Origin of the sequence: Halococcus saccharolyticus DSM 5350 (assembly GCF_000336915.1) — an archaeon.
In the GTDB taxonomy this organism is placed as follows: domain Archaea; phylum Halobacteriota; class Halobacteria; order Halobacteriales; family Halococcaceae; genus Halococcus; species Halococcus saccharolyticus.
On sequence record NZ_AOMD01000020.1, the window covers coordinates 1 to 18,067 of the forward strand.

An 18,067-nucleotide genomic window follows, 5' to 3' on the forward strand; every position below is an offset into this window, starting at 1 on the left:
GAGATGTGTATAAGAGACAGGGCACGTACACGGCTCGCCTCGGTGATCTCGAGTCCCGGATGGACGTTCTCGGAATGGACCGTGCGGCGTTCGTCGATCTCGTTCAGTCGGATATGCCGCCACGACCGAGCAACTACGAGGCAATCGTCGCGACCAACCTCGGTGAACGTGAGCCGAGCGACGAGGAGGCGTTCGGGCTCGAACTGGGTCCGAACAACTGTGCGGCGAGCCAGGACGCGCTGACGAGCGACTGATCGATGCTCGGACAGTTCGACGCTCTGACGATCATCGGGCAGGCGTCGTTCACGGGGCTGTTCCCGCGTGGAATCAGCCAGTACGCCATCGGCGGCGTACTCATCGGGCTCGGGGTTTCGATCATCTACCTCGGGACGGCGATCACGCCGGGCGCGAGCACGTTCTTCGAGTCGACGCTGTCGTACGTCTCGGAGATCCCCCGATTCAACCGGGCGAAATATCTCGCCACGCGCGACTGGCGACTCGTCTTCACGCTGAGCATGGTCGCCGGCGCGGCCGTCTACGCCCTCCTCCTCGGACAGGGTGGCTGGACGACCGACGTCCGGCCGTGGCGACTGCTCGGTGGTGGCGTCCTCGTCGGTATCGGGACACGGATCGGGAAGGGCTGTACCTCCGGCCACGGGATCCACGGGCTGGCGTCGCTGTCACGGACCTCGTTCGCAAACGTCGCGACGTTCATGGCAGTCGCGATCGGGACCGCGCTCTCGATGCAGGCGCTCGGAGTGACGCCATGAGCGCGAGCGATGCCCGAAACCCGCTGTTCGTGCCGCTGATCGCCGTTGGCGGATCGCTGTTCGGGTTCGGCCTCGCCTACAGCGGAATGGCGAGACCCGAGGTCGTCCTCGATTTCCTCCAGTTGCAGGACCTCGGCCTCCTCTTCGTGATGGGCGGGGCGGCAGCCGTCACTGGAACCGTCATCACGCTTGCGACGCGCCACCTCGACCATGCACCGCTCACCGGCGATCGCTACGGCAAACGCGAGCGATCCTTCGATCGCAGCGTGCTCCTCGGTGGAGCGGTCTTCGGCGTCGGCTGGGGGATTTCGGGCCTCTGTCCGGGCTCGGCGTACGCCAGCCTCGGCATCGGGAACTACCCGATCCTACTCGGGATTGCCGGGATGTTCCTCGGTGCGTACGCTCAGGGCTACTGGCGCGCGTATCGACAGGAAACCGATAGAACGGCCACACCGAGCGACTGAGCGCACCCGATTCGACTCCCAGATGATGCGAAACACCGAACACGAGCACGATACCGACCGTGAACAGCTATCGTGGATAGAGGGGGACTCGTGAGCGACGACACACCCTTCGACCCGACCGGTGAGGCCGAGCGCCACATCGGTCGCGGGATGTTCGAGGAAGGGATGGGGCCCGGCTCGTCGATGGCTCACCTCTATCGCGGTGAGGTCCACCGGATGAAGTTCTGGCGCGAGCGCTTGGACCGCACGACCAACTGGGCCATCACGATCATGGCAGCGATCCTGACGTGGGCGTTCACGGGCAACAATCCTCACTATATCGTGTTGATCGGACTGGCGATGCTCACGGTCTTCCTGGTGATCGAGGCCCGTCGATACCGTGGCTACGATCTCTGGCGGTCACGCGTCCGACTGATGCAGGAGAACGTCTTCGCGAACGCGCTCGATGCCTCCAAGGACGTCAGCGACCCCTACTGGCGACGCGAGCTGAGCGAGGACTACCGCCAGCCGAAGATCAAAATCAGCTTCGAGGAGGCGCTTGCCCACCGCCTGCGTCGGGTGTATCTTCCACTCATGACTGTCCTGCTCGCCGCGTGGGTAGTCCGGATCACCGCGTTCATTCAGGTGACTGAGTGGCCCACGAGTGCCGCGATTGGTGCTATCCCTGGAATCGTCATGTCCGCTGTTGTCGTCGCGTTCTTTGCCGTGGCGACGGTGATCGCCTGCCGCCCACGCACGTGGAAGGCGAACGGCGAACTCCGCATCACGGATGTCGACGTCTGGGGCGACGCCGATCAGTGAACCAGTTCCTCGCCGACGCGGTTCGTTCGTGGTAGCCGTGTGCAGTCGTGCGGAGCATGCACAACGTCTTTGTTCGCGCCAGCCCTACGGAGCGTAACCAATGCCTGACTCGATGGCGGAGTACCTCCGTGCGGACATGGACTGTGAGGGGCTCCTCGAATGTTTCCACGGTCTGACTGATCTCGACCGCGACTGCTTCACGGTCGTCGTCGATCACGACGACGCCCTGACCGTCGACGAGATCGCCGAGGAAGTCGACCGGGAACGCTCGACGGTGTATCGCTCGCTCCAGCGACTGCTCCAGGCGGGGTTCGTCCAGAAGGAGCAGGTCAACTACGAACAGGGCGGCTACTACCACGTCTTCCGGCCGACCGATCCCGACGTCGTCGCCGACGAGATGCAACGCATGTTGAACGACTGGTACGCGAAGATGGGGCAGCTCATCGGGGAGTTCCGGACGAAGTACGAGCCGTCCGATCAGCCCACGGCGGCCGTCGAGGGGTGAATCGATCGGTTCGTGTCCGGTGACGGACACGGACACTCCGTTGAAAATCGACTGCCGAACGGCTATCGGGTTCGTTCCGAAGAGTGGTCGTGACGTTCCAGATGCACACGCGACGTTCCGGGCGCACCCGGTACCTGCGGACTTTTATCACCTGCCACCCAACGCCGGCCATGCGCGTTGGCCTGGTTTCGGTCGGCGACGAACTCCTCGCGGGCGACACCGTGAACACCAACGCCGCGTGGCTCGGCAATCGACTCACAGAGCGCGGCGCGACCGTCGAGCGGTGCGTCGTGGTGCCCGATCGGATCGAGACGATCGCCGAAGTCATCTCGGAACTCCACGACCGCTACGACGCGGTGCTCGTCACGGGTGGGCTCGGGCCGACCCACGACGACCTGACGATGGATGCCGTCGCGCGGGCGTTCGATCGCGAGCTCGAGGAGAGCGACGAGGCGATCGAGTGGCTCGCCGAACACGGCGGCTACGAACGAGCGGACCTCGCCGCGGGCACCGCCGACCTGCCCACGGGCGCACGAGTGCTCCACAACGAGGCCGGGGTCGCGCCGGGCTGTGTGGTCGAGTCGGTGTACGTCTTTCCAGGGGTGCCCGCAGAGATGCACGCGATGTTCGAGACAGTCGCGGAGGAGTTCACTGGCACGATTGCACACGTCGAGTGGATCCGCGCTGCCGAGCCCGAAAGCGCGCTGCTCGATCGGATCGCAGCGGTCCGCGAGCGCTTCGACGTCACGGTCGGGAGCTATCCCGGCGAACACGTCCGGCTCAAGGTCCAGAGCGTCGACCCCGAAGAGGCGACGACGGCGGCCGCGTGGCTCCGCGACCGTGTCGATGTGGTGGAGTCGGCCGACGAACCGAGCGAATCCGGCCCAAACTAACCGCCGGGCTCAGCGATAGAGATACGCCCACCAGACCGCGACGATGGCGATTCCCGCAATCGTGACCGCGTAGCCGGCCCCGTTGATGACACCCGTCTGCACACCTTCCTGAAGGAGGACGCCGATCTCGTTCATGTCGGACGCTTGCGCGCCCGGGATTTAAGCGTTCCATCCGAGCCGGCGTTTCCGGAGCCCATCGCCGTTCGAGCCGGACCGTTTTTCTCGCCGCCGGCGGTAGCGGGGGTATGCGACGGGTCGGCTTCGTGGTGAACCCCATCGCCGGGATGGGTGGTCGCGTCGGGCTGAAGGGAACCGACGGCAAGGTCGAGGAGGCGCGGGAACGCGGTGCGGAGCCGCGTGCACCCGGTCGGGCCCGCGACGCGCTCGAATCACTCGCGACTCACGCTGCGGACACGGACGAGACGATCGAACTCCTCGTTGCCGGCGGCGAGATGGGTGCGTCGATCGCCCGCGACGTCGATTTCGAGTCCGAAGTCGTGACCGACCCTCCCGGAGAGACGAGCGCTGCCGACACCCGCGAGGCTGTCCGACAGTTCGTCGAGCGCGTTCCGCTGGCGGCGGAACGGAACAGTCGAGCGGCGGAGCCGCGAGACGAGGGGGTCGACCTCGTCCTGTTCGTCGGCGGCGACGGTACCGCGGTCGATGTCGCCGAGACGCTCGAAGAGTACGACAGCGAAATTCCGATTCTCGGGGTGCCGGCCGGCGTCAAGATTTATTCATCCGTGTTCGCAGTCTCGCCACGCGCGGCGGGGCGGATCGCGGCGACGTTCGACGACACCGAATCCCGCGAAGTGAACGACATTGACGAGGACGCCTACCGCGAGGGCGAGGTCCACACCGAACTCCGGGCGCTCGCCAGAGTGCCGGTCGCCGAGGAGGTACAGTCGAGCAAACAGCTCGGCGGCGGCACCGTCGCAACGCTCGCGGCGGGGGTCGCGAGCGAAGTCGAGCCCGGCACCACGTACGTGCTCGGGCCTGGCAGTACTGTGGGGGCGATCGAGCGCGAACTCGGGTTCGAGGGAACGCCGCTCGGCGTCGATGTCTGGCGTGCGGCCCCCGATCCCGAAGACGGCGAGTGGCCGACTGGCGAGGTGCTCGCCCGCGACGCGAGCGCCGACGAGATCCTCGACGTACTCGGCGATCGCGTAGTCGTAGTCGTCTCGCCGATCGGTGGCCAGGGGTTCGTCTTCGGCCGGGGCAACCAGCAGCTCTCGCCCGCCGTGCTCCGACAGTCAGAAATCGAGATCGTCGCCTCGCGCCGCAAGCTCGACGACATCGGCGTGTTACGGGTCGACACCGGGGATACGGAGCTCGACGACGAACTCCGGGGATGGCGGAAAGTCAGGATCGGACGAGTCGAGCGGCGGTTGATGAAGGTCGTTTAGCGCTCAGCCAAGGAACTAGTAGGTTGCTCTCCTCGTTTAGTGGCATAGGGAGAAGATTAAGGTGTGTGGGCGCGTCGACTCCCGACATGGTTGAGACGCGGAAAGTCCAGCGGTTGGGCCCCTCGACGCTGGCGATGACGCTACCGGCCGAGTGGGCGTCGGCACACGACGTGGAGAAGGGCGACGAGGTGTCGCTTCGGACGAGCGGCAAGGGGACGCTGACGGTGCTGTCGGAGTCGGCTCAGACCGAGGAATCGAAGGCGACGATTCACGCCGAGAACCTCGACGCGGCTGCGGTCGAGCGCGCGATCGTCGCCCAGTACGTCCTCGGTCGGCGGGTGATCCACGTCGAAATCGCGGAGGGGACCCTCGACTCCGAACACATCAACGCGGTCTACAACGCCGAAACCCAGCTGATGGGACTCGGCGTGATCGAGGAAACGCCCGAGCGTATCGCGATCCGGTGTTCTGTCGACCCCGAAGACTTCACGCTCGACAACCTGCTCGAACGGCTCGAATCCACGGGCTCGACGATGCGCGAGGAGGCGGTGAAGGCGCTTGCGCTCGGCAACCCCGACTTCGCCCAGCGCGCCCTGAATCGTGAGCGGCAGGCCAACAAGATCTTCGTCCTCCTCCTCCGGCTGATCTTCACTGCCTATCAGAACCCCAACCTCGCACGCGCCGTGGGGCTCGACGACGGCTTTCCCCTAGTTGGGTATCGCGCCATCGCGAAGAACCTCGAACTCACTGCGGACAACGCCGAGGACATCGCCGACATCGCGATGGAAACGCCGGGCCACACCCTCGATGTCGATGACGCGACGATGCGCCGCATTCGTGAGTTCACCGACCAGGTCGACGAGATCTCCGCGCTCGCGGTCCAGGCGGCCGTCGAACGCGATTTCGAGCGCACGATCGAGGTCCGGCGGCTGTTCGCCGAGATCAACGACCGCGAGAGCGAGATCTTGGACGACCTCCCCGAGATGAACAACGAGAGCCTGCTGCGGGTGCGCGAGGTACTCGTCAGCCTCGCCAAGACGGCTGAGTACGCCGTCCGGAACGCCGAGATCGCGACGAACCTCGCGCTCAACGAAGAGTCCGAACACACCACGATCCTGTAGCAACGGGGTTCGGTCGCACGCACAGTTCAGAACTCCAGCGTGATCCTCACCGACTCGATGTCGTCGTTTCTGCCGACACTTGCCGGGCGTCGACGATCCGTCCTCCGGGCGTCTCGACGAGCACCGTGTCGCTGGCGTCGTTGATGACGGGATAGAAGAAGCCCGCGTAGCGCTCGGAACCGGCGTTATTGCCCCGTCCAGTGTGGAGGGTCACTGTTTCACCACCGTCGAGAACGAGGCGTGAGAACGTGTGCTGCTGGCCGTCGTCGAAGTCTACCACGTACCCATCGAGATCGAGCGATTGGTTGCCGGCGTTGCGGAGCACGACCGTCTCGTTCTCGGCGTTGAGGCGTGCGATGGTCGGCTGTGCTGACTGCGGTGTCGGCGATCGCGAGACTGTCGTCGATAGCGAGGCTGAGGCGGTCGACGTGGCCGTCGTGGATGGTGTCGGAGTCGCCGTCGGCGGGCGTTCCGGCGTCGGTGTGGGTGTCGGCGTCGGCGTTGCTGTTGCAGTCGGTGTCGCGGTTGTAGTCGGCGTTGCTGTCGTAGTTGCGGTTGCTGTCGCCGTCGTGGTCGGAGTGGGTGTCGTCGTGGTGGTTCGCGTCGGCGTTGCGGCCGTCGTGGCCGACGCGGTTGCGGTCGCTTCGGTCGACTGCGGTGTGTCGGTAGCGGTTGCGCTGATGGGGGCCGTCGCCTCCGTCGTCGTGGTTGGTGTCGCCTTGTCGACGGGTGCGGCCAACTGCGAACAGCCCGCGAACACCGCACAGATCGCGAGGGCCACGACGATCGCGGACCGCCGTTGCATAGCTACGTCTCGTAACTGAGGACACAATTACCTTGCTAGTACCGGACACCGAAGCGAAGTCACTTCCCAGGGGACGGCCGCTCCGGTCGATCAGCCGTCGGCGAGCACGTCGGTCTCGATCTGGGTAGTGTACCCGAGTTCGTCCAGCGGGATTCGGATCGTCTCGCCGTTGGGGAGTTCGACCACGGCAGTGAAATCGATCTGGAGCTCGGTACGCTGCTCTCGTTCGATATGTGACACCCACCACTCGTCGAGGTTGCTGTTGTCGATCGTCACGTCCCCTCGGATCGTCTCTTGGCCGTCAGGGGGGACGGTGTACCCACGAGCAGTCGTACCGTTGCCGACGGTCACGTCGTTCATCGTGAATTCGTAGTCGATCCGACTGATCGCGTACGGGATCGACGTCGGGTTCGAGACGACCATCTCGGTGGACAACGGCGTCGTCTCAGTGGTTACCTCGCCCCACGTTGCGCTCGTCCGATTGACGACTAGCACCGGATCGTCGACGAGCGGGAGGTCCGCGTTCACCGGCCGCGATTCGCTCGAATTGAACGTGTCCGTGATGTCCGTTTCGACGGTTTCGGTCTCGCTGACGCTGGCCGTACGGCCGAGTAGCGACGAGCGCACGCGCGCAGTTGCGACGACCTGTGACCGTTCGCCGTTCGCGACGTGACTCGCCCACCACGCGGGAATCTGCTGGTTGTCGATGGCGGTCGTGAGACCGATCGTCGTGTTGCCGTCGCTCAGCTCGAACCCGTTTTTCTTCCCGGCCCCCATTTCGATGTCGTTCATCGTGATGGTGTGGCCGACCGTGGCGTTGCTGAGGCGGACGCCGACCGGGTTCGGATTGGCGACGACGACGTCGGTATCGACGACCGTCGTACTCGCGTTCACCCCGGAGAACCGGCTCTCGGAGTCGACGATCGACGGTCGATCGATCACGCCGAACACCACCGCCCCACCGACGATCAGTCCGAGAACGACGACGGCGATCACGAGCGTTCGAAACAGGCCACGGAGGCTCATCCGAGTAGCGATCGCCTCATTAAATGGAATCGGGTCGGCGGCGGCATAACCCTCGCGACATGGAACGATACTGTCGGAAAGACGTCTTCACCCCGTTGCAGACGAACGAATCACGGGACAGCGATCGAGCGTTCACGGACGAGCCCGCGGTTAGTTCTTTCCGACAATATAAGTCCCCACCGCCGATAGCGATGGCATGGCTACCGAAACCGTCGGAAGCGACCGTGGCGTGGGATTTGCGGTGTTGTTCGGGCTGCTCGGACTCGCTGGTGCGCTCGTAGCGTTTGCTGCCGCGCTCGCACACAGTCAGGTCGTCGCCGCGTGGGGCTTTGCGGCTGCGGTGCTCGCCGGTGCGATCCTGGTGGTTGGGATTCATCTCACCGGGTGAGGACGACGGGGACAGGACCGGCTCGATTCGCCACAAAGGGTTAAGGACGTCACGGCCGTAGTATATGCAATGAGCGATTTCACCGAGGAAGACCGCCGTATTCTCGCGTACCTCCACGACAGCGTCGCTCGTGGCGAGCGGTACTTCCGATCGAAAAACATCGCCGAGCAGCTCGGTCTGAGTTCGAAGCAGGTCGGCGTTCGCCTTCCGCGGCTGGCCGAGCGCACCGACGACATCGAGATCGAGAAGTGGGGTCGCGCCAAGTCGACGACGTGGCGTGTTTCGCCGGGCTGACTGTTCGGATTCGTCGACCGATCGCCAGCCGATCGATCGCGGCCGTGCTTTCTCGGGTCGGCGGACTTTTACCCGACCGAGCCGTTCATCGGATATGACTGTCCGGGTCGAACGTACTTTCGAACTCGAAGCTTCGCCCGAGCGCGTCTGGGAGTTCATCGCCGACCCGGCGAAGCGCGCGCGCCCGATCAGCGTCGTCGAATCGTTCGACGTCCACGACGATACCCACGCGACGTGGCACATCTCGCTCCCGATCCCGTTCGTCAGCCAGACGATCGCGGTCGAGACCGAGGACACCGTTCGCGAACCCCCCGAGCACGTCGAGTTCGTGGGCCGCTCGCGCGTGATGCGCGTCGTCGGTGAGCACGATCTCGAACCGCTCGACGGCGGCGGCACGCGACTCAGGAATCGTTTTACCGTCGAGGGGAAAGTACCGGGCGTCGAGCGCTTCTTCAAGCGCAACCTCGATGGCGAGCTCGACAACCTCGAAACGGCGATCCGGAACGAGGCCGAACTCGAAGCCTGATGGAACTCGCGCTCGCCCAGCTCCGAATCGAGGCCGGCGACGTTACGGGCAACACGGAGCGAGCGCTGGCCGCGATCGAGGACGCGGCCGCGGCGGGTGCGGACCTCGTCTGTCTCCCCGAGATCTTCACCATCGGATACTTCGCGTTCGACGAGTACGAGCAGTGTGCAGAATCGCTCGCCGGGCCGACGCTCACCACGATCGCCAACGCCGCGAGCGAGCACGACGTGGCTGTGCTTGCAGGGAGCATCGTCGAAGACCTCGCCGAGAGTTCTGACGACGGGATCACGACGCCTGCCGAAAGCGGTCTCGCGAACGCCTCAGTTCTGGTCGATCGATCGGGCGAGCGTCAGGCGATCTACCGGAAACACCACCTGTTCGGGTACGAGTCGGCCGAGGCAGACCTGCTCGTGCCTGGCGAGTCGCTTGGGGTGGCCGAGATCGGTGGATTCACCGTCGGGATGACGACGTGTTACGACCTCCGCTTCCCCGAACTCTACCGCGATCTCGCCGGGGCGGGCGCGACCCTGGTTCTAATCCCGAGCGCGTGGCCGTACCCCAGAGTCGAGCACTGGCAGCTTCTCCCGCGAGCGCGGGCGATCGAGAATCAGATATTCGTGGGGACCTGCAACGGCTCCGGCGTCTTTGGCGATACGGCGCTTTGCGGACGTTCGTCGGTGTACGATCCGTGGGGCGACGTGCTGGCCGAGACCGACGACGCGCCAGCCATCGTCACCGCCGACATCGACTCCGACCGAGTCGAGACGGTCCGCGAGGAGTTCCCGGCGTGGCGCGATCGACGGCGATAGGCGGGAAACGAGAGGTTTATGCGGCGCACGCACCTTCCTCTAAGTGCCGGTACGTGACGCTTTTCTCGTCGCAGCCGGCAACAACGCGCCCGCCACCACCGCACCCCCCCACCCCGTTTCGTTCGATCGTCTCACCGTCTGTAAGCACTGGCGACACCGTTTTGTCGGTGTGCCTGGCGCTCTTGAACCTGCAGAGGGCGACGGCGTTTACTGTTTGACAGCCCGTCCGACGTTGTAGACGACGACGGTCAACGAACTATCGTGGCCGGTGCTTTTATCCACCTCAGTCTGGATGGACAATTCGGTACCACATGGCAAGCGAGAACGAAGCGAGGACGGCCCGCGAAGAGTGGGGGACTCGGTTCGGATTCCTGATGGCGATGCTCGGGGGGATGGTGGGGTCAGGCAACATCTGGCGAATGCCGTACACGACCGGTCAGAACGGCGGTGGGGCATTTCTCCTGGCCTATATCATCCTTCTCTTCGTGATCGCAATACCGGGACTGATGGCCGAGACAGCGCTTGGCTCGTACACCAAACAGGGCGTCATCGGAGCGTTCAAGAAAACGTACGGACGCGGCTGGTCGGAAGGGTTCGGCCTCGTCGTCGTCGTTGTCACGATTGCTCTCACCTCGTACTATCTTCCTGTCGTTGGACAGGTCCTCTACTACGTGGCACATTCGTTCCTGCTCACGTTCTCCCAGCCCGGTTTCGAGTCCGTGGCCTTCTGGAACGAGTTCACTGCCTCACCGTTGCTCACGATCGGCACCCATACGATCGCGACCGTACTGGTGGGCGGTGTCCTCCTCTTCGGGATCAAGCGTGGGATCGAACGCGTCGTGAAGTGGATGATCCCGCTGTTGGTCGTGACGCTGATCGTGGTCGCCGTACGTGGGCTGACGCTGCCGGGAGCGACTGCCGGACTCGCCTTCGCGCTCACCCCGGATTGGAACTATCTCGTTCGCGGCCAGACGTGGATCGCTGCACTCGGGCAGGCGCTGTTCTCGACCGGGCTGGGGTGGGGGATCGCGCTCACCTTCGGGAGCTACCTCCGCCAGAACGACGACATCCCGCTAGGTGCGGGGATATTCACTGCGATCGGCAACACCAGCATCGGGCTCCTGTCGATTTTCGCTGTATTCCCTGTGGTCTTTGCGTTCGGGCTCGAGCCTACCGCCGGTGCCGAACTGACGTTCGTCTCGCTGGTCAGCGTGTTCCCCCAGATGGCTGGCGGCCCGATTTGGGCGATCGTCTTTTTCGTCGGCTTTTTCTTCGCTGCTCTGTCGACGGGCATCGTCATCACCGAGATCGGCGTGTCGACGATCATCGAGGAAACACGGCTGGATCGGTCCCAGACTGTTCTCGTCGTCTGCACGGTCGTCTGGCTGCTCGGGATTCCGAGCGCCTACTCCCCAGCGTTTCTCGGTACGATGGACTTCATGTTCGGGAACTGGGGGCTGCCGCTGGCAACGCTGCTCATTATCGGCACGGTCGGATGGAAGATCGGCCCCGAACGGCTCCGCGTTATCGAACTCAATCGCAACGCGGACGTCTACATCGGTTCGTGGTGGAACCCAGTAATCAAGTACGTCATCCCGCTTGTGATGGTGTTCATCATGGTCTACTACCTCCTGACGAACATTGCGGGTTCGACGATGCAGACGGTGGGTGGGGTCGTCCTCATGACGGTCCTGCTTGTTGGGGCAGTGCTCGTCATGCGCGTGGTGCGACAGCGGGAGACCACCAACGTGGCCTCCGGAGGTGACTGAAATGGCGCTCAGTACGGCCGCTTGGGTCGTCATGATCGGTTCGATCGTGGTCCTGTGGGTACCGGCCGTGTGGGCGTTGGTCCGCACGCTTCGGGACGAGGGTCGGAAACTCGAACTACTCACCGAACAGGGAAAGATCGATACCTACTCGCCGCAAGCGCTCGGGGAGCTCCGTGAGTGGATCGAGGCTCACCCTGACGACGCGTACGAGCCCGAGGCTCGTCGACGGTACAACGAGTGCGTCGAGACACTCCACGATATCGAGGAGCCGTTCTACGAGTGGTCGAACGCAGCTGTTGAGGATCTCCAAAAGCTCGATCGGTCAGAGTAGGTGATGTCAGTGGACTCCGTCTCTCTCCGCCGCGAAACGAGTGTTTTCGCCGATCCGCCGCTCAGTCCTCGTCGGTCGTGATATCGGCGGAGAGGCCCTGGGCCATCTGGATGCCCTCCGAATTGTTGAGCGTCCAGGCGGTGCGCTCGGTGACGGCCTCGATGACCTCGCGGGCGCTGGGGTAGCCGTTGCCCGACTTCTTCACGCCGCCGAACGGGAGGTGGACTTCCGCGCCGATGCAGGGGAGATTGCCATAGGCGAGCCCGATTTCGGCGTTGTCGCGGAAGTAGTTGATCTCGCGGTAGTCCTCGGAGATGATCGCACCCGCGAGCCCGTACTCCGTGTCGTTGTGGAGTTCGACGGCGTCCTCGATGTCCCCGGAGTACTTCAGGAGAGCGACGTGCGGGCCGAAGACCTCCTCGTGGGTCACACGGAGGTCGTCCTCGGGATCGGCCTCGTAGACGAACGGTCCGATCCAGTTGCCGTCCTCGTGGCCGTCGGGAATCTCATCGTCGTCGAGATCGGCCCTGTCGACGAGCACGTTCACGTCCTCATCACGCGCGAGGTCGTTGTAACCCGTGACTTTCTCCTCGTGATCGGGCTCGATCAGCGGCCCCATGAAGGTGTCTTCCTCCAGGGGGTCGCCGACCGCAACGTCCTCGGCGACGTCGACGAAGCGCTCCTTGAACTCGTCGTAGCGGTCCTCGTGGACGAGGAGTCGCTCCGAGGAGACACACCGCTGGCCGGTGGTCTTGAAGCTCGACATGACGGCCGAGTGCACGGCGGTGTCCATGTCGGCCTCGCTGCTGACGATAATCCCGTTCTTGCCGCCCATCTCACACGCCGCGAGCTTGCCAGGCTGGCCGCCGACCTCGCCGGCGATCTCCTGGCCGACCTCGGCCGAGCCGGTGAACAGGACGGTGTCGGTGCGGTCGTCGTCGACGATGGCCTCACCGGCGTCACCGTAGCCCTGGACCATGTTGAACACGCCGTCCGGAATGCCGGCGTCCTCGAACATCTCGGCGATGACCTGCCCACACCACGGGGTCTGTTCGGCGGGCTTCCAGACGACGGTGTTGCCCTCGACCAGCGTGACCGCCATGTGCCAGAACGGGATCGCGACCGGGAAGTTCCACGGCGAGATACAGCCTACCACGCCTCGGGGTTTCCGTCGCATGTACGCGTCCTTGCCGGGGATTTCGGAGGGAACGACGTCGCCGTGAGGGTGGCGGGCGTTGCCGGCAGCCCACTCGACCATGTGCCACGCCTCGGTCACGTCGGCTTTCCCCTCCGAGATCTCCTTGCCGCACTCCTTCGTGACGACCTCACCCAGCTCCTCGTGGCGATCCCGGAGTTCGTGGTAGATGTCCCAGAGGTACTCCGCGCGGTCGATGTACGATAGCGCGCTCCACTCCTCGAAGGCCTCGTCGGCGGCGGCGAGCGCGCGGTCGACGTCGACGTCAGTCCCGCGGTGGAACTCGCCGAGCGTCTCGCCCGTCGCCGGGTTGGTGCTCTCGAACGTCTCCGTCCCCTCTCCATCGGTCCATTCGCCGTCGACGTAATGTTTCGACGGCTCGCTGAGTTGCTGGCTCATGCTCTGGGCAAGAATTGCGCGGGCCGGGTACAAAAACGTCGCGCTGTTCACACCGGAACCGGCGGGTGGCGGTGATCTACTGCCTCACCGGCGGCCGGGAATCCGCTTCATCGCGCGCAGCGCGGCCGTCATCCCCTTGGTGTACAGCCACTCGGGGACGCCGGGCGGCGCGGCGAGCGGGGCCACGCGCTGTTCGGCTACCGTCTGAGGCTCGGTGTACTTCAGGATGCCCTCGCGGCCGTGTCGCCGGCCGAGCCCCGACTCCTTCATCCCGCCCATCGGCGCGTCGATCGATCCCCACGCTGCGACGTACGCCTCGTTGATGTTGACCGTGCCACACTCGATCCGCTCGGCGACGGCGTGGCCGCGTTCGCTGTCCTCCGTCCAGACGCTCGCATTCAGCCCCCGATCGGAGTCGTTCGCCCGCTCGATCGCCTCTTTCGTACTCTCGAACTCGTAGAGTGACACCACCGGGCCGAAGGTTTCCTCGTCGGCCACCGTCATGTCGGGCGTCACGTCGGCGAGCACCGTCGGCTCGTAGAAGTACGGTCCGACGTCCGGCCGGGCCTCGCCGCCGGTGAGCACGGTCGCGCCCTTCTCGCGCGTGTCCGCGACGTGAGATTTCACCTTCTCCAGCTGGTCGGCCGACGCCAGCGATCCGACGTCGGGTTCGTAATCGAGACTCGTGCCGAGATCGAGATCCTCGACGGCCGCGACGAACCGTCGCTCGAACTCGTCGCGGACGCCCGATTGCACGTAGAACCGTTCGAGCGAGATGCAGAGCTGTCCGGCGTTGGTGAACGATCCGCGGATCGCGCCCTCGACAGTTCTCCCGAGGTCGGCGTCGTCGAACACCAGGAGGGGGTTCTTCCCGCCGAGCTCCATCGAGCACTTCGTGAGGTTCGCGCCGGCCTGCTCGGCGACGGTCTTGCCCGTCTCGGTGCTGCCGGTGAACATCAGGAAATCCGATCTCTCGATGAGCGGCGGGCCGATCGTGGAGCCGTACCCGGTGATCACTTGGAGTACGTCCTCTGGCAGGCCGGCCTCACGAAGGAGCGAGACCGCGAGCAGCGCGGTGAAGGGTGTCTCCTCGGCCGGTTTCAGGACGACCGAGTTTCCCGCGAGCAGCGCGGGGATCGCGTCCGAGACCGCGAGCGTCAGGGGGTAGTTCCACGGCGCGATGATCCCGACGACGCCGACGGGATGGTGGTGCTCGACGGTCTTCGTTAGCAGCGGCAGCGCGCCCGTCCGCCGGCGGGAGGCGAGGTGATCCTCGCCGTGGTAGGCGTAGTACCGGCTCGTGATGGCGACATCGAGGAGCTCCTCGTAGGCCGCCCGCCGGCTCTTGCCGCTCTCGCGCTGGACGAGGTCGAGCAGTTCGTCCTGACGGTCGAGCACGAGGTCGTGATACTGCTTCACCACTGCTGCACGCTCCTCAAACGAGCGGGCAGCCCACGATCCCTGGGCATCGGCGGCGCGCTCGGTCACCTCGATCACGTCGGACTCGGTGTGGGCCGGGACCGAGCCGAGCGTCTCGCCGGTGTAGGGCGCTTCGACGGTGATCGCCTCACGTTCGGTCGTGTCGCTCGCCAGGCCTTCGAGCAGTTCGTCGAACTCGCCCGATCCCGTCGGCTGCGTTCGGATCGATTCGGTCATATCCACCGAACGGGTGCGAACGGGGTATAGCTATCGCCGACCGGCGACGACGAGCCGGCTACGTCGCGCGTTTCTCGATCTCGCCGCGGAGCAACGCGGCGTCGAAGTCGTGATCCGGCCGCATGTTGATGAAGTCGACGAACTCGCGGGCGGCGAGGAGGTCGTCGACGCCGTAGTGTTTGGTGGCGGCATCGACCGCTGCGCGCGCTCCCACCAAGGGTTCGAGCGCCGCGAGCCCACAGGCGAGATCGTACGACCGAACGTCGGCAGCGGCGTCCTCCCGGACGCTCGTCGCGTCGATGACGTACAGTTCGCCGTCGGCGACGAGGACGTTCTCCGCTCGGAGGTCGCCGTGGCCGAGTTCCGCTGCGTGCATCCGCGCGAGCACACCGAAGACCTCCGGCGCGAGCGCGCGGGCCTCGTCGGCTGGGAGCACGTCGAGCGTACGGAACGCAGGGAGGTACTCAAACACGAGCACGCCGAACTCCTCGTGAGCGAACGCTTCGAGGGGTTCGGGCGCGTTGACGCCGATCTCGCGCAGTCGACGGGTCGCGTCGCGCTCGTGTTCGGCCATCTCGACCGGGTCCGCGAAGCGCTCGAAGAACCCTTCAGTACCGCTCGAAAACGCTCCCAAATTCCGGCCCGTGGTGAGCAGCCCGTGGACGAGCGCGTTCTGTGGCGTGATGACCTTCACGAACCACCGCTCGTTCAGCACGCAGGGCGTCGAGAGCCAGTTGTCCGCGTCGAGGCGCTCGATCCGCTCGACCGACGTGTCGTAGCGCGCCGCGACCGCTTCGCAGACGGCTTCGAGTCGCTCGGGATCGACCTCGCCCCGGATGAATCGACGGAACGCCACGCTTCCGTTAGGAGTGCCTCCGCCTTTTCACTTCGGGGCTGGCGACGGCCGGGCAGTCGTGCCGTTCGATCGCTCGTCGGCGAGCCCCGCAGCCCACCGCAACCCCGCCGCCCGTTCGATACAGTCCGTCGCCATCGACGGTTCATCTCCCTGCCACAATGAGATCGGCGGCCCGTTCGGCGATGGCGATCGTCGGCGCGTTGGTGTTGCCGCCGGTAATCGTCGGCATGATCGAGGCGTCGACGACCCGGAGGCCGTCGAGGCCGCGGACCCGCAGGCGGTCGTCAACGACGGCCATCGGATCGTCACCCATCCGGCAGGTGCCGACCGGGTGGTAGACGGTCTCCGAGGTCTCGCGGATGTGCGCTGCGAGCTCCTCGTCGGTACGGGCGTCCTCGCCTGGCCAGACCTCGCGTCCCCGATGCTTTTCGAAGGCGTCGGCGCGGGCGATCTCGCGTGCCCGCCTGAGACCCTCGACGAGCGTTTCCATATCCGCCGGCTCGGTGAGGTATCGGGGATCGATGGCGGGCGCGTCGAACGGGTCCGCGGAGTCGAGAGTGATCCGCCCGCGGCTCTCCGGCCGGAGCTGTGTCGCAGCGATCGAGAATCCTCTACCTTTCTCGGGGTTGTCGAACCCGTGGCGCATGAAGTACGCTGGCCCGAAGTGATACTGGAGGTCAGGTGCCGGCTCGTCCGGGCTCGTCCGGACGAACCCGCCGGCCTCGGCGACGTTCGACGTCAGGGGGCCGCGCTTGAGCAGGGCGTACTTCGGGAGGTGGCGGAGCTTGGCGGCGTCGTCGATCGTGTCCGCGTCCGTCGCCTCGTAGGTCGCGGTCGCGAAGAGGTGATCCTGGAGATTGTGCCCGACGCCAGGCAGGTCGTGGTGCACCGCGATGTCGTGCTCGCGGAGGTGGTCGGACTCGCCGACACCCGAGAGCATGAGCAGCTGGGGCGAGTTGACTGCCCCCGCCGAAAGCACGATCTCATCGTGAGAATCGGCCCGAACCCGATCGCCGTCGATCTCGTACTCGACGCCGGTCGCGCGGTCGCCGTCGAACGCGATCCGTGTGACCTGCGCGCCGGTTCGCGCCGTCAGGTTGTGGCGGTCGAGCACCGGCTTCAGGTAGCCGTCGGCGGCGCTGTGGCGTTCGCCGTCCTTCTGGGTGAGGTGATAGCGCCCGACGCCCTCCTGCTGTTCGCCGTTGAAGTCGTCGTTCCGGGCGTGGCCGACCTCGACTGCGGCGTCCACGAAGGTGTCCGAGAGCGATCGGGGCGAGCGAGGAGTGGTGACGTTCAGCGGACCGCCCTGGCCGTGGTACGTCGCGTCGCCTGGCTCGAAGTGTTCGCTGCGCTCGAAGTAAGGAAGCATCTCGTCGTAGCTCCAGCCGTTGTTGCCCAGCGACGCCCAGTGGTCGTAGTCCGTCCGGTGACCCCGGATGTAGATCATCGCGTTGATCGAACTCGACCCGCCGAGGGTCTTCCCCCGTGGCCAGTAGAGTTCGCGGCCGTTCATCGCGGTCTGAGGCTCGGTGTGGTACTCCCAGTCGACCGAGCTCTTAAACAGTTCGGGAAAGGCGGCCGGGATATCGATCTCGCGTTGCTCGTTCGGCTCGCCGGCTTCGAGCAACAGTACCGACGTGTCTGCATCCGCGCTGAGGCGGTTTGCGAGCACGCAGCCCGCCGACCCCGCGCCGACGACGATGTAGTCGTAAGTGGCGGTTTTGGGTGCCATCGTCAGCGGAACTCCGAGTCTCCGTCCATGGTTCCGATAACCGACGAGGTGGCGTCCTCCGACCGTGGGTTGGTCACCGACTCGGCCCGCTGCTCGTCGAATACTCGACCGAACACGTGAGACCGTCCTTCGGAACGATGGTCAATGATGACGAACAGCATACCGATCGCTCGTCGGCCGCGAGCATCAACATTGGGGTGGAGGCGGCCACAGCACGAACGGAGACCGACGAAGCCGCACCGCCACCGCCGACCGGTTCGCGCTCCCCCGTCGCCATCGCCCCGGGCTCGCAATCGTTGCCGGGAGTTTTTATCCTCGTGC

General features: G+C 65.2%; 20 protein-coding genes and 1 pseudogene. 14 read left to right on the forward strand and 7 right to left on the reverse strand.

Annotated elements, in window-relative coordinates; genetic code table 11:
- From C449_RS07920 to C449_RS07945, 6 genes and pseudogenes are all read left to right on the forward strand, one after another.
- A pseudogene (locus C449_RS07920) lies at positions 1 to 254 on the forward strand (MBL fold metallo-hydrolase); the annotation flags it as partial.
- Between the two features lie 3 nt (positions 255 to 257).
- On the forward strand, positions 258 to 770 hold the full coding sequence (locus C449_RS07925) for a YeeE/YedE family protein (protein ID WP_006077464.1): 513 nt from the start codon (positions 258 to 260) through the stop codon (positions 768 to 770).
- The gene (locus tag C449_RS07930) at positions 767 to 1,234 is read left to right on the forward strand and encodes a DUF6691 family protein (protein ID WP_006077465.1); all 468 of its coding nucleotides are present in this window, start codon (positions 767 to 769) and stop codon (positions 1,232 to 1,234) included. Before C449_RS07925 ends, C449_RS07930 begins: the two co-directional genes overlap by 4 nt.
- A 90-nt stretch (positions 1,235 to 1,324) precedes the next feature.
- Complete coding sequence (locus tag C449_RS07935; RefSeq protein WP_006077466.1) at positions 1,325 to 2,035, forward strand: DUF2270 domain-containing protein; 711 nt, start codon at positions 1,325 to 1,327, stop codon at positions 2,033 to 2,035.
- 100 nt (positions 2,036 to 2,135) lie between these two features.
- The gene (locus C449_RS07940; RefSeq protein ID WP_006077467.1) at positions 2,136 to 2,540 is read left to right on the forward strand and encodes a helix-turn-helix domain-containing protein; all 405 of its coding nucleotides are present in this window, start codon (positions 2,136 to 2,138) and stop codon (positions 2,538 to 2,540) included.
- A 170-nt stretch (positions 2,541 to 2,710) separates the two neighbouring features.
- On the forward strand, positions 2,711 to 3,433 hold the full coding sequence (locus C449_RS07945; protein WP_006077468.1) for a competence/damage-inducible protein A: 723 nt from the start codon (positions 2,711 to 2,713) through the stop codon (positions 3,431 to 3,433).
- A 9-nt stretch (positions 3,434 to 3,442) separates the two neighbouring features.
- Here the strand turns inward: C449_RS07945 and C449_RS18825 are convergent, their stop codons facing one another.
- Entirely contained in the window at positions 3,443 to 3,568 is a 126-nt protein-coding gene (locus tag C449_RS18825) for a hypothetical protein (RefSeq protein ID WP_275039166.1), read from the reverse strand.
- A 110-nt stretch (positions 3,569 to 3,678) separates the two neighbouring features.
- On the opposite strand from C449_RS18825, the gene C449_RS07950 reads away from it, so the two are divergent.
- Both C449_RS07950 and C449_RS07955 read left to right on the forward strand, forming a co-directional pair.
- On the forward strand, positions 3,679 to 4,839 hold the full coding sequence (locus tag C449_RS07950) for an ATP-NAD kinase family protein (protein WP_006077469.1): 1,161 nt from the start codon (positions 3,679 to 3,681) through the stop codon (positions 4,837 to 4,839).
- A gap of 86 nt (positions 4,840 to 4,925) precedes the next feature.
- Entirely contained in the window at positions 4,926 to 5,960 is a 1,035-nt protein-coding gene (locus tag C449_RS07955) for a phosphate signaling complex PhoU family protein (RefSeq protein WP_006077470.1), read from the forward strand.
- Positions 5,961 to 6,006: 46 nt separating this feature from the next.
- On the opposite strand, the gene C449_RS07960 is transcribed toward C449_RS07955, so the two are convergent.
- Both C449_RS07960 and C449_RS07965 read right to left on the reverse strand, forming a co-directional pair.
- Positions 6,007 to 6,765 carry a lamin tail domain-containing protein gene (locus tag C449_RS07960; protein WP_049913968.1) on the reverse strand — a complete coding sequence of 253 codons (759 nt, stop codon included), beginning with the start codon at positions 6,763 to 6,765 and terminating at the stop codon, positions 6,007 to 6,009.
- 90 nt (positions 6,766 to 6,855) lie between these two features.
- Entirely contained in the window at positions 6,856 to 7,791 is a 936-nt protein-coding gene (locus C449_RS07965) for an LEA type 2 family protein (protein ID WP_006077473.1), read from the reverse strand.
- A 196-nt stretch (positions 7,792 to 7,987) separates the two neighbouring features.
- Here C449_RS07965 and C449_RS07970 point away from each other — a divergent pair, with 196 nt between their 5' ends.
- The 6 genes from C449_RS07970 to C449_RS07995 all read left to right on the forward strand — a co-directional run bounded on the left by C449_RS07970 (position 7,988) and on the right by C449_RS07995 (position 11,908).
- Complete coding sequence (locus C449_RS07970) at positions 7,988 to 8,179, forward strand: DUF7525 family protein (RefSeq protein ID WP_006077474.1); 192 nt, start codon at positions 7,988 to 7,990, stop codon at positions 8,177 to 8,179.
- 69 nt (positions 8,180 to 8,248) lie between these two features.
- A complete protein-coding gene (locus C449_RS07975; protein ID WP_006077475.1) occupies positions 8,249 to 8,473 on the forward strand; it encodes a DUF7123 family protein in 225 nt (74 codons plus the stop codon).
- Positions 8,474 to 8,567: 94 nt separating this feature from the next.
- Positions 8,568 to 8,999, forward strand: coding sequence for an SRPBCC family protein (locus C449_RS07980; protein WP_006077476.1), 432 nt, complete (start codon positions 8,568 to 8,570; stop codon positions 8,997 to 8,999).
- Complete coding sequence (locus C449_RS07985; RefSeq protein WP_006077477.1) at positions 8,999 to 9,808, forward strand: carbon-nitrogen family hydrolase; 810 nt, start codon at positions 8,999 to 9,001, stop codon at positions 9,806 to 9,808. Before C449_RS07980 ends, C449_RS07985 begins: the two co-directional genes overlap by 1 nt.
- 311 nt (positions 9,809 to 10,119) lie before the next feature.
- A complete protein-coding gene (locus C449_RS07990) occupies positions 10,120 to 11,577 on the forward strand; it encodes a sodium-dependent transporter (protein WP_006077478.1) in 1,458 nt (485 codons plus the stop codon).
- A 1-nt stretch (position 11,578) separates the two neighbouring features.
- Positions 11,579 to 11,908 carry a hypothetical protein gene (locus C449_RS07995; protein ID WP_006077479.1) on the forward strand — a complete coding sequence of 110 codons (330 nt, stop codon included), beginning with the start codon at positions 11,579 to 11,581 and terminating at the stop codon, positions 11,906 to 11,908.
- Between the two features lie 61 nt (positions 11,909 to 11,969).
- On the opposite strand, the gene C449_RS08000 is transcribed toward C449_RS07995, so the two are convergent.
- The 4 genes from C449_RS08000 to C449_RS08015 form a co-directional block, all read right to left on the reverse strand.
- Positions 11,970 to 13,502 carry an aldehyde dehydrogenase family protein gene (locus C449_RS08000; RefSeq protein WP_006077480.1) on the reverse strand — a complete coding sequence of 511 codons (1,533 nt, stop codon included), beginning with the start codon at positions 13,500 to 13,502 and terminating at the stop codon, positions 11,970 to 11,972.
- Positions 13,503 to 13,586: 84 nt separating this feature from the next.
- Positions 13,587 to 15,158 (reverse strand): succinic semialdehyde dehydrogenase, encoded by a 1,572-nt coding sequence (locus C449_RS08005; RefSeq protein WP_006077481.1) that lies wholly within the window; start codon positions 15,156 to 15,158, stop codon positions 13,587 to 13,589.
- Positions 15,159 to 15,216: 58 nt separating this feature from the next.
- Entirely contained in the window at positions 15,217 to 16,014 is a 798-nt protein-coding gene (locus C449_RS08010; protein ID WP_006077482.1) for an RIO1 family regulatory kinase/ATPase domain-containing protein, read from the reverse strand.
- A 142-nt stretch (positions 16,015 to 16,156) separates the two neighbouring features.
- Entirely contained in the window at positions 16,157 to 17,746 is a 1,590-nt protein-coding gene (locus tag C449_RS08015) for a GMC family oxidoreductase (protein ID WP_006077483.1), read from the reverse strand.
- Positions 17,747 to 18,067: the final 321 nt, after the last annotated feature.